Genomic DNA, 12,426 nt, shown 5'->3' with positions numbered 1-12,426 from the left:
CCATGCAGCCTTCATCGGTTTCGTTCCGGAGCTCCCGCTTGACGACGGCCGCCGCCGTCTGTGTGACGGCGCTGCTGGCCATGCTGCTGTCGATCGCGCCGGCGCGGTCGGCATCGGCGCCGGCGCCCCTGGTGAGTGCGGCGTCGGGGCGGTGCCTCGATGTCAAGGGCGGTGTCGACACGGCCGGCACGGCGCTGGACGTCTGGGACTGCAACGGTCAGGCGAACCAGGCGTTCGAGTTCACGTCGGCGGGTGAGCTGAGGACGATGGGCGGCACCCGGTGCGTGGACGCCTACGGCGACCGGACCGCTCCGGGAACCGCGGTGATCATCTGGTCCTGCAACGGGCAGCAGAACCAGCAGTGGCGGCAGAACGCCGACGGCTCCATCACCGGCGTCCGGTCCGGCCTGTGCCTGGACGTCAACGGGGCGGGTACGGCCAACGGCACCGCGGTCATCCTGTGGACCTGCAACGGCCAGAGCAACCAGAAGTGGAGCACGCCGTCGACTGCGCCGCCCGACGGATCGGGCCCGTGCGACATCTACGCGGCGGGCGGTACGCCGTGCGTGGCCGCGCACAGCACGGTGCGGGCCCTCCTGGGCTCGTACAACGGCAACCTTTACCAGGTCAGGCGCTCCTCGGACAACGCGACCAGAAACATTGGTGTGCTTGCGGCCGGCGGCTTCGCCGACGCGGCGGCGCAGGACGCGTTCTGCGCGGGCACCTCGTGTGTGATCACGGTCGTCTACGACCAGTCCGGACACGGAAACGACCTGTGGTACCAGGGTTCGGCCCAGGTCCCGGGATCGAGCCAGAGCAGCCCCGCCAAGGCGACCTCCGAGTCGCTGACCGCCGGGGGCACCAAGGCGTACTCGCTCTACATCAATCCCGGGAACAGCTACTGGCGGGACGGTCACCTGACGGGCGTGCCGACCGGCAGCGCGCCCGAAGGGGCGTACATGGTGACCAGCGGCACCCACGTCAACGGCGGCTGCTGCTTCGACTACGGCAACAGCGAGACGACGAGGAGCGCCGACGCCGCCGGGGCGATGGACGCGATCAACTTCAGCACCCAGTGCTGGTTCGGCGGCTGTTCGGGCAGCGGCCCTTGGGTGCAGGCCGATCTCGAATGGGGCCTGTACTCCGGAGGCAACCAGTCCTGGAACCCCAACCAGCGGGCGTTCAGCGGCACATTCGTCACCGCGATGCTGAAGAACAACGGGACGTCCAGATTCGCCCTCAAGGGCGCCAACGCGCAGTCCGGCAGCCTGACCACCTTGTGGGACGGCGGCCTGCCGAACGGATACAGCCCGATGAAGAAACAGGGTGCCATCGTCCTGGGAAGCGGCGGTGACTGCTGCAAGCCCGGCGGCGGCGCCAACCTGAGCGCCGGCACCTTCTACGAGGGGGCCATCGTCGCCGGCTACCCCTCCGACGTGACGGACAACGCGGTGCAGGCCAACGTCACCGCGGCCGGCTACCGCTGAGGTTCGCCTCCGTGCTGGAGGAGGCCGGTCTCCTCCAGCACACCCGACCCACGGCCACGAGAGACCCGCCCAGGAGAGTCATTGACATGGTCATTATTAGACGACTTCTGTCCCTGCTCCCGCGACCGCTCCTGCGCAGGGCGGTGGCGCTCACCTCGGTCGCGCTGCTCATCGCGGCGGCCTCCGTCGTCTCGGCCGGCACCGCGCAGCCCGCCGCCGCGCTGGACAACGGGCTTGCGCGGACCCCGCCCATGGGCTTCAACGACTGGAACGCGTACGGCTGCAACGTCTCCGAGTCGCTGATCAAGTCCACCGCGCAGGCGATGCATACGAACGGCATGCAGGCGGCGGGCTACGAGTACGTCAACATCGACGACTGCTGGATGACCCACAGCCGCGATTCCGCCGGCCGCCTGGTGCCGGATCCGGTCAAGTTCCCCGACGGCATCAAGGGCACCGCGGACTATGTGCACTCGCTGGGGCTGAAGCTGGGGATCTACGAGGACGCGGGCACCGCGACCTGCGCCGGGTATCCGGGCAGTCTGGGGCACGAGACCACGGACGCGCAGACGTTCGCGTCCTGGGGCGTGGATTACTTGAAGTACGACAACTGCAACAACAACGGGGTGTCCGCGCAGTCCCGGTACACCGCGATGCGGGACGCCCTGGCGGCCACCGGCCGGCCGATCCTCTACAGCCTGTGCAACTGGGGCCAGGACAACGTGTGGACCTGGGGCGCGAACGTGGGCAACAGCTGGCGTACCACCGGGGACATCAGCGCGAACTTCGCCAGCATGCTGTCGATCTTCCACAGCAATGTGGGACTCGCCTCCTACGCCGGCCCCGGCCACTGGAACGACCCGGACATGCTGGAGGTCGGCAACGGCTCGCTGACGGCCACCGAGAGCCGCAGCGAGTTCAGCCTGTGGGCGGAGATGGCCGCGCCGCTGATCGCCGGCACCAACATCCCCCAGGCCAGTGCGGACACCCTGGCCACGCTGACCAACTCCCGGGTGATCGCGGTCGACCAGGACCCCTTGGGGAAGCAGGGCACCCTGGTGTCGTCCGCGGGCGGCCTGGACGTGCTGGCCAAGCCGCTGGCGGGCGGGGACGTGTCGGTGGTGCTGTTCAACGAGACGGGCTCGACCGCGACCATCTCCACCACGGCGGCGGCGATCGGCAAGACCGGGGCGTCCAGTTACGCCCTGACCGACCTGTGGTCGGGAGCGACCTCGACCACCTCGGGCACGATCAGCGCCTCGGTGCCGGCGCACGGGACGGTGATGTACCGGGTCGCGGGCGGCACCAGCGGCGGCGGCACCGACGTGACGGGCGAGCTGCGCGCGGTGGGCGCGGACAAGTGCCTGGACGTGCCGAACTCGAGCACGGTCGCCGGCACCCAGGTGCAGATCTGGAGCTGCACCGGCAGCACCAACCAGCGATGGACGCACTCCACGTCCAGCCAGCTCACCGTCTACTCCGGCAGCAGCCAGATGTGCCTGGACGCGTACAACAACCAGACCGCGCCCGGAACGAAGGTGGTGACCTGGCCCTGCAACGGTCAACGGAACCAGCAGTGGACGCTGAATTCGAACGGCACGATCACCGGCGTCCAGTCCGGCCTGTGCCTGGACGTCACGGGAGCGGCCACCGCCGACGGGACCCTCGCCGAGCTGTGGACCTGCAACGGCGGCAGCAACCAGAAGTGGACGCTGGCATGAGGCCCCCCGCGCTCCCCCCACGATGCGCAGCCATGATCATGGTTGCCCTGGCGATGATCGTGGCCGCGTTCAGCACACCGGCGCTCGCGGCCGACGCTTCGCTTCCGTGCGACATCTATGCCGCGGGCGGTACGCCGTGTGTGACGGCGCACGCCACGACCAGGGCGCTCTTCGCGTCGTACGACGGGCCGCTGTACCAGATCCAGCGGGCCTCCGATCGCAGCTACCGCGACATCGGGGTGCTCAGTCCCGGCGGCTACGCGGACGCCGCGTCCCAGGTGTCGTTCTGCTCGGGCACGTCGTGCACGATCACGAAGATCTACGACCAGACCGCCCAGCACAACGACCTGCCGATCTCCTGGGGCGGCTACTGGAAGGGGCCAGGACCCAACGGCTCCGACATCGGGGCGGACGCCATGGCCCTGCCCGTGACCGCCGGCGGCCACCAGGTCTTCGGGGTCAAGGTCACCCAAGGTGTCGGCTACCGCCACGACCACGCGAGCGGGGTCCCCACCGGTTCCCAGCCCGGCGGCATCTACATGGTGACGTCGTCGAACTACACGAACCAGTGGTGCTGCTTCGACTACGGCCTCGGCGAGAACACCCACACCGACACCGGCAACGCCACCATGAACGCCGTCTACTGGGGCAATGCCTGCTGGTTCGGCGGCTGCACCGGCAGCGGCCCGTGGGTCGAGGCCGACCTGGAGAACGGCATGTTCCACACCAACACCGGCTCCAACAAAGACCCCGGCAACAGCGGCGTGCACTACCCCTTCGTCAGCGCGTGGGAGAAGAACAACGGCACCAGCAACTTCGCCCTGAAATACGGCAACGCCACCAGCGGCGGCCTGACCACCACCTTCTCCGGCCCCTTGCCGAACGGCTACTCACCGATGAAGGTCGACAGCTCGGTCCTGCTCGGGACGGGGGGAGACAACAGCGTCTCGGGCGTCGGCGAGTTCTTCGAAGGCGCGATGACGTCGGGCTATCCCTCCGACGCCACCGAGAACGCCGTCCAAGCCGCCATCACCGCGGCCGGCTACGGGGGCGGAGGCAGCAGCGGCACGACCGGTGCGGTGCACGCGGTGGGTGCGGGCAAGTGCCTGGACGTGCCGAACTCGTCCACCACGAGCGGTACCCAGCCGCAGATCTGGACCTGTGGCGGCGGCGCCAACCAGACCTGGACCCGTACGTCCGCCAACCAGCTGACCGTCTACAGCGGCGGCAGCCGGCTGTGCCTGGACGCCTACAACCGGGGCACCAGCCCCGGCACCAAGGTCATCACCTGGACCTGCAACGGCCAGAACAACCAGCAGTGGAACGTCAACACCAACGGCACCATCACCAGCGCCCAGTCCGGCCTCTGCCTGGACGTCACCGGCGCTTCCACCGCCAACGGGGCCCTGGTCGACCTCTGGACCTGCAACGGCGGATCCAACCAGCAATGGTCGATGAGCTGACCCGGAGGATCGCATGAGGACGAGAGCACGGCACGGCCGTCTGGTACTCGCGATCGGCATCGTCCTGGCGTTCGTGCTGCAGCTGCTCGCGACGGCCGAGAGCCGGGCCGCCGCGGGCGAGGCGCTGAGCGTGAACCTGGCGTCGAATCGGGGCCCGTCGACCGGCGTCGGCGAGGGGTTCCTCTACGGGTTCACGGCGGACGGCAGCCAGCCGGCGGACCAGTTCCTCAAGCCGCTGGGGATCAACGCGTTCCGCGGCGGCGGCTGGTTCTCCGGCGGCTGGATCAAGGACAACTACCAGAACGGCTCCGCCACCCGGGCAGACCTCGACTCGATCACCGCGCAGGGAAAACGGCTCACCCAGGCGCCCTATCACGCGCAGTACCAGGTGCTGGTCAGCGACATCTACGGCGCCAACGGCGGCCAGCCGTCGAACACCAGGTACCCGTGCGACAACGGCGACTGCTCCAACTGGATCAATTTCATCGACTCCACGGTGGGAGCGCTGCAGGCTTCGGGGCTGACGTTCGCGTACGACATCTGGAACGAGCCGGACATCTCCTACTTCTGGACCCGGGGCGTGAACAGCGCCCAGTACTTCCAGATGTGGGACACCGCGTACCGCGAGATCCGGCGCCTCGCACCCTCGGCGAAGATCGTGGGGCCGTCCTTCGCCTTCACCCCGCAGCGTAGTCCGGGCCAATGGCAGACCTGGCTCGCGCACGTGAAGGCGGCCGGGACGGTGCCGGACGTGATCGCCAACCACAATGAGGGCGATGTCGACGACCCGGTCACCGTCTCGCAGTCCCTCAACAGCAGCCTGAACGCGGCGGGCATCGGTCCGCTGCCGCTGTCCTCGAACGAGTACCAGCCGGCCGACCGGCAGACCGCCGGGGTGACGGCGTGGTACCTGGCGCGGTTCGCGCAGTCCGGGTACACCAACGCGATGCGCGGCAACTGGGTGTGCTGCATGACCCCGAACCTGACCGGGGTCCTGACCCAGAGCGGGGGAAGCTGGCAGCCGACCGGCAACTGGTGGGCGCTGCGGGACTACGCCGACATGACCGGCACCCTCGTGGAGACCTCCGGCCAGGTCGGCTCCACCGCGGTCTCGGCCTCCCAGGACTCCGTCAACAAGCGCGCCGTGGCGGTGATCGGCGACGCGAACGGCTACACCGGCTCCGCGTCCGTGGCCTTCAACGGGCTGGCGTCCGTGCCCTGGCTGGCGGACGCCGGCAGCGTGCACGTCACCGTGCACCGCATCCCGGACCAGGCGCCGCTCACCGCGCCGCAGACCGTGTACGACCAGAACGTCAGCACCTCGGGCGGCTCGATCACGGTGCCGCTGTCGTTCCAGGCCTCGCACGACGCGTTCGCGGTCTATCTGACACCCGCCACGTCCGGCGCCGGCTTCCCGAGCGGATACCAACAGCTCGTGGTCGCCGACAACAACCTGTGCCTGGACGTACACGGCAACTCCGGCAGCGCGGGCGCCGCGATCGACCAGTGGACCTGCAATGGGCAGAGCAACCAGCAGTTCCAGTTCGTGCCGGCCTCGGGCGGCTACGGCGAACTGCGGGCCCAGAACTCGGGCCTCGACGTGGCGGTGGCCGGCGGCTCCACGACGGCGGGCACCCCGGACATCGTCCAGCAGGCCACCGGCACGGCGGCAAGCGGCCTCTGGCTGCCCGTACGGCAGTCCGACGGCTCCTACGAGTTCCAGAACAAGAACAGCGGCCTGTGCCTGGACGTCTACGGCGCCTCCAGCACTGCGGGCCAGCAACTCGACCAGTGGCCGTGCAAGAACGCACCCGGCACCAACCAGAACTTCATCCTCCGCTGACCACCGCACCGGCCACGGGGCACCTCTGACCTGCGAAAGGAATCCATCGTGTCAGCATTCCGCCGGTTACTCCGGCGCCTGCGCGTGCCGACGGCCATGGTCACGGGCCTCGTCCTGGCCGTCGGCGGCATCGTGGGCACGACCGCCACGTCGGCCCAGGCCGCCACCTCGATCACCATCAACGGCGCGTCGGGCGGCCGCACCTTTGACGGTGTCGGCGCGATCAGCGGCGGGGGCGGCAACAGCAGACTCCTGATCGACTATCCCGAGCCCCAGCGCGGCCAGGTCCTGGACTACCTGTTCAAGCCCGGCTACGGCGCCTCCCTGCAGATCCTCAAAGCCGAGGTCGGCGGCGACACCAACTCCACCTCGGGGGCCGAGCCGAGCCACCAGCACACCCGGTCCGACCTGAACTGCAACCGGGGCTACGAGTGGTGGCTGATGGAGCAGGCCAAGGCGCGCAATCCGGACATCAAGCTGTACGGACTCGCCTGGGGCGCACCCGGCTGGATCGGCAACGGCAACTTCTGGTCCACCGACATGATCAACTATCTGGTCTCGTGGCTCGGCTGCGCCAAAAAGCATGGGCTGGCCATCGACTACCTCGGCGGGTGGAACGAGCGCGGCTACAACGTCTCCTGGTACCAGCAACTGCGCAGCACGCTCAACTCCAACGGCTACGGCAACGTCAAGATCGTCGCAGCCGACTCGGACTGGGCGGTGGCCGACGACATCAACGCCAACGCCGCGTTCCGCGCGTCGGTGGACATCATCGGCACGCACTACCCCTGCGGCTACCGTTCCGCACAGACCAACTGCTCGGTGCCGTCGGCCGCCACCTCGTCCGGCAAGCAGCTGTGGGCGAGCGAGAACGGGTCGGACGACTACAACGCGGGCGCGACGGCCGTGGCCCGCGGCATCAACCGCGGATACATCGACGGCCGGATGACCGCGTATCTCAACTGGCCTGTGGTCGCCGCGCTCACGCCCAACCTGCCCTACCCCACCATGGGGCTCGCCCTGGCACCGGAGCCGTGGTCCGGCTACTACGCGATCGGCAAGAACGCCTGGGTGATGGCGCAGACGAGCCAGTTCACCGCCCCGGGGTGGCACTACCTCGACGACTCCAGCGGCTATATCGGCGGCAACCGGAACAACGGCAGCTACGTATCCCTGAAGTCCACGAACAACTCCGACTACTCCACGGTCATCGAGACGATGGACGCCGGCGGTGCCCAGACCCTCAACTTCAACGTCGCCGGAGGGCTGGCTTCGACCGAGACCGTCCACGTCTGGTCGACCGACGTCCGGTCCAACAACACGTCCGACCACTTCGTGCACGCCACGGACATCACCCCGTCCGGCGGCGCCTTCAGCCTGACCGTGCAGCCCGGCCGCGTGTACACCCTCACCACCACGACCGGACAGGGCAAGGGCACCGCCACCGGTCCCGCCCGGGGCACGTTCGGCCTGCCGTACAGCGACTCCTTCGACAGCTACGCCACCGGTACCGAGGCCAAGTACCTCATGGACTGGCAGGGCGCCTTCGAGGTGGCCGGCTGCGGCGGCGGCCGCTCCGGCAAATGCGTACGCCAGATGAGCCCGCAGAAGCCGATCACCTGGGACGTGCTGTCCGATCCGCACGCCCTGCTCGGCGACGTGGGCTGGAGCAACTACACCGTCTCCTCCGACGTGCTGCTCGAACAGTCCGGATACGCCGAGCTGATCGGACGCGCGAACGCGCAGGACTACAGCAGCACCGGTCAGCTGAACGCCTACCACCTGCGGGTGAGCGACACCGGCGCGTGGTCGATCCAGCGCTCGAACACCAACGGCAACGTCACCACCCTGGCCCAGGGCACGACCGCGGCCCTGGGCACCAACCGGTGGCACACCTTGGGCCTGACCTTCTCCGGCAGCAGCATCACCGCCGTCATCGACGATACGAAGGTCGGTTCCGTGAACGACAACACCTATGCCGGCGGCCAGGTCGGCTACGCGACCAGCCAGACCGAGACGGCGCAGTTCGACAACCTGTCCCTCACCCCCGGGTCCGGCGGATCCGGCGGCATAACGGCCCCGATCACCGGGACCGGTTCCGGCCGGTGCGTGGACGTGCCGAACCAGTCGCAGACGAACGGCACCCAGGTGGAGCTGTGGGACTGCAACGGCGGCAGCAACCAGCAGTGGACGAAGACCGCGGCAGACGAGCTGCGGGTCTACGGCAGCTCCTGCCTGGACGCCTCGGGCCAGGGCACCAGCCCCGGCACCAAGGTGGACATCTGGTCCTGCGGCGGCGGCGCCAACCAGAAGTGGACGATCCACGACAACGGCACGATCACCGGAGTCCAGTCCGGCCTGTGCTTGGACGCCACCGGCGGCGGAACGGCGAACGGCACCTTGCTGCAGCTGTGGACCTGCAACGGCGGCAGCAATCAGAAGTGGACGCACGGCTGACCTCCTGAATCCACCCGCGCCACTCACGCAGAGAGGCCCCGCATGACTTCCTCATCCCTTCCGATCAGCCGGCGTCGGCTGATCGCGGCGGCGGGCGCGGCCACGGCCTTCGGCCTGCTGCGCTTCGCCCCCGAGGCCGCCGCCACCGACGGCCCGCAGAGCTACACCGCGAGCTGGTCCTCGGTGGACCAGCACCCCCCGGCCCCGGCCTGGTTCCAGGACGCCAAGTTCGGCATCTACTACCACTGGGGCGTCTTCAGCGTCCCCGCGTACGGGAACGAGTGGTATCCGCGCAACATGTACGTCGGCGGCTCGAACGAGAACAAGCACCACATCGCCACCTACGGCGACCCGTCGGCCTGGCCGTACCACAACTTCATCGACGGCGCCCGCGACAAGGCCGGGAACTTCGTCCAGTTCGCCCCCAAGCTCGCCTCCCAGGGCGGCAAGTGGGACCCGGACGCCTGGGCGCGGCTGTTCAAGTCCGCGGGCGCGAAGTTCGCCGGCCCGGTCGCCGAACACCACGACGGCTTCTCCATGTGGGACAGCCACGCCAACCCGTGGAACTCCGTCCAGCGCGGCCCGAAGCTCGACCTCGTCGGGCTGCACGCGAAGGCCATCCGCGGCCAGGGGCTGAAGTTCATGGCCGCGCTACACCACGCGTACCACTTCACCGGCTACTACGACCACGTGCCGTACCAGTCCGACCCGACGCTGCGCATCCTCTACGGCCGGCAGGGTGCGGCCGCGGAGAACCAGCTCTGGTACCAGAAGCTGATCGAGGTCGTCGACGGCTACCAGCCGGACCTGGTCTGGCAGGACTTCAACCTGGGTCAGGTGCAGGAGTCCTACCGGCTCCAGTTCCTCGCGCACTACTACAACCAGGCGGTCGCCTGGAACAAGGACGTGGCCGCGACCTACAAGGACGGCTTCAACGACAAGGGCGAGGTCTTCGACTTCGAGCGCGGCGGCCCGGCCGGGCTGCTCACCCCGTACTGGCTGACCGACGACAGCATCTCCTCCTCCAGCTGGTGCTACACGGTGGGCATCGGCTACTACTCGACGCAGGCCCTGCTGCACGCGCTGATCGACCGCGTCAGCAAGGGCGGCAGCATGCTGCTGAACATCGCCCCGATGGCCGACGGCACCATCCCCTCCGGGCAGCAGTCGATCCTGCTCGCCATGGGTGACTGGCTCGGCCGCTTCGGAGAAGCGATCTACGGCACCCGCTCCTGGACCAGCTACGGCGAGGGCCCCACCCAGATGGGCGGAGGCTCGTTCAGCGGCCCGGTGGCCGGCACGGCGAAGGACATCCGGTTCACCCGCAGCCAGGACAACAAGGTCCTGTACGCCACCGCGCTGGGCTGGCAGGGCGGCACCATGACCATCGCCACGCTGAGCTCGAACCGGATCAACCTCAGCAGCCTGACCGGCGCACAACTGCTGGACAACACCGCAGGCAAATACATCAGCCTGCCCGCACCGACCCAGGACACCTCCGGCCTGCACCTGGCCATGCCCTCGTCGGGCGCGCCGTTCCCCGCCCTGGCGTACACGATCAAGCTCACCTTCTCCGGCCAGATCCCCGCCCTGAACGGCGCGGGCGTTCCCACCAGCTGGGCCGAGATCACCAATGTGGCCAGCGGGCTGGCACTCGACAGCGGGGGCAACGTCGCCTCCGGCTCCAACCTCAAGCAGTGGACCTACGACGGGAGCAGCAACCTGCAGTGGCAGCTGATCGACCTCGGCAACGGCTACTACCGGATCATGAACCGCACCAATGGCATGGCCGCAGACAGCTGGGGCGACGCCGCCAACGGCGCTCCCGCCCGGCAGAGCGCGTGGAACGGCGGCAACAACCAGCAGTGGTCGCTCAAGAGTCTCGGCAACAACCGCTACCAGATCGTCAACCGCGGCACCGGCACCGCCCTCGACGGCGCGGGAAGCACCACGTCCGGCTCGACGACGGTGATGTGGACGCCGAATTCCAGCACCAACAACGCGTGGACCATCGCCGGCGTCTGAGCCGCCTGCGCCCTCGACGGAGAAGGAGAAGGAGAAGCAGTGAAGAAGAAGAGGTACCTCTTCATGCCCCTTGTGGCCGTGGCACTTCTCGTCATGTCCGGTGCCGGTACGGCGCTGGGCCGCGGTCCCGACGCAGGCACGTCGCCCACCAGTGTCAGTGCCGCCGCCAGTGACGGATGCGGCAAGGCTCCGGCGCTCAACAGTGGCACGCACACGATCTCGAGCAGCGGCCAGAGCCGCAGCTACATCCTCAGGGTCCCGGCGAACTACGACAGTACCCGCGCCTACCGGCTGGTCTTCGGATTCCACTGGGTGGGCGGCACCGCCAACGATGTCGATTCGGGCGGAACCGACGGATACAACTGGTCCTATTACGGCCTCAGGCGGCTGGCGGACAGTGCGAACAACGGCACGATCTTCGTGGCGCCCCAGGGCATCAACAACGGCTGGGCCAATTCCGGCGGCCAGGACGTGACCTTCGTCGACGACATGGTCCGGCAGATCGAGGCGGGCCTGTGCGTCGACACGGCGCAGCTGTTCGCCGGCGGCTTCAGCTACGGCGGGGCGATGACGTACGCCCTGGCCTGTTCCCGGGCGACGGTCTTCCGCGCGGTCGCGGTCTACTCCGGCGCGAACCTCAGCGGCTGCAGCGGCGGCACCCAGCCCATCGCGTACATGGGGCTCCACGGCATCAATGACAACGTCCTGCCCATCTCGTCGGGACGGGCGCTGCGCGACACGTTCGTACGGAACAACGGCTGCACCCCCCAGAACCCGCCCGAGCCGTCGTCCGGCAGCCACACGCACATCATCACGGCCTACTCGGGGTGCTCGTCCGGGCATCCCCTCGTATGGGCCGCGTTCGACGGGGGGCACGACCCCGGCCCCATCGACAGCGGCGGCAGCGGCTGGCAGACCTGGACATCGGGAGAGGTGTGGAAGTTCTTCACCCAGTTCGACTCGACCACCCCGCCCCCGCCCACCGGCCGGCAGATCGTCGGCGGGCAGTCGGGCCGCTGCATCGACATCCCCAACTCCACCACGGCCAACGGGACCCAGGCGCAGCTGTGGGACTGCCACGGCGGCACCAACCAGCGGTGGACCTACACCGCCTCCAAGCAACTCATGATCTACGGCAGCAAGTGCCTGGACGCCTCCGGGCGGGGGACCGGCAATGGCACTGCCGCGATCATCTGGGACTGCAACGGGCAGACGAACCAGCAGTGGAACGTCAACGCCAACGGCACGATCACAGGAGTGCAGTCGGGGTTGTGTCTTGAGGCCGGCGACGTGAGCACCGCCAACGGAACGAAGATCCAACTGTGGAGTTGCTCGGGCGCATCGAACCAGCAGTGGGCTCTGAGTGGGCGTTAAGTCCGTTTCTGGTTCACAGCCAGTGGTGGCCAGGTCGATGTGCGGCTCCTGGGAAA

Annotated in this window: 7 protein-coding genes; all 7 read left to right on the top strand. The window is 68.5% G+C overall.

Going from position 1 to position 12,426, the window contains the following annotated elements:
• Positions 1-80 precede the first annotated feature (80 nt).
• The 7 genes from IEZ20_RS31060 (at position 81) to IEZ20_RS31030 (ending at position 12,370) form a co-directional block, all read left to right on the top strand.
• Positions 81-1,487 (top strand): lectin, encoded by a 1,407-nt coding sequence (locus IEZ20_RS31060; protein ID WP_229896365.1) that lies wholly within the window; start codon positions 81-83, stop codon positions 1,485-1,487.
• A gap of 86 nt (positions 1,488-1,573) precedes the next feature.
• Entirely contained in the window at positions 1,574-3,208 is a 1,635-nt protein-coding gene (locus tag IEZ20_RS31055; RefSeq protein WP_189304813.1) for a glycoside hydrolase family 27 protein, read from the top strand.
• A gap of 32 nt (positions 3,209-3,240) precedes the next feature.
• On the top strand, positions 3,241-4,671 hold the full coding sequence (locus IEZ20_RS31050; protein ID WP_189304811.1) for an arabinofuranosidase catalytic domain-containing protein: 1,431 nt from the start codon (positions 3,241-3,243) through the stop codon (positions 4,669-4,671).
• Between the two features lie 13 nt (positions 4,672-4,684).
• Positions 4,685-6,514: an RICIN domain-containing protein gene (locus IEZ20_RS31045; protein ID WP_189304809.1), complete on the top strand. Its 1,830-nt coding sequence runs from the start codon at positions 4,685-4,687 to the stop codon at positions 6,512-6,514.
• 48 nt (positions 6,515-6,562) lie between these two features.
• Positions 6,563-8,971 (top strand): RICIN domain-containing protein, encoded by a 2,409-nt coding sequence (locus IEZ20_RS31040; protein WP_229896352.1) that lies wholly within the window; start codon positions 6,563-6,565, stop codon positions 8,969-8,971.
• A 42-nt stretch (positions 8,972-9,013) separates the two neighbouring features.
• Positions 9,014-10,996 (top strand): alpha-L-fucosidase, encoded by a 1,983-nt coding sequence (locus IEZ20_RS31035; RefSeq protein ID WP_189304807.1) that lies wholly within the window; start codon positions 9,014-9,016, stop codon positions 10,994-10,996.
• Positions 10,997-11,059: 63 nt separating this feature from the next.
• The gene (locus IEZ20_RS31030; RefSeq protein WP_189304805.1) at positions 11,060-12,370 is read left to right on the top strand and encodes a ricin-type beta-trefoil lectin domain protein; all 1,311 of its coding nucleotides are present in this window, start codon (positions 11,060-11,062) and stop codon (positions 12,368-12,370) included.
• The last annotated feature ends 56 nt before the right edge of the window (positions 12,371-12,426 follow it).

Origin of the sequence: Streptomyces cinerochromogenes (assembly GCF_014648635.1) — a bacterium.
Lineage (GTDB): Bacteria > Actinomycetota > Actinomycetes > Streptomycetales > Streptomycetaceae > Streptomyces > Streptomyces cinerochromogenes.
This window is presented reverse-complemented; position numbering and strand designations above follow the sequence as displayed.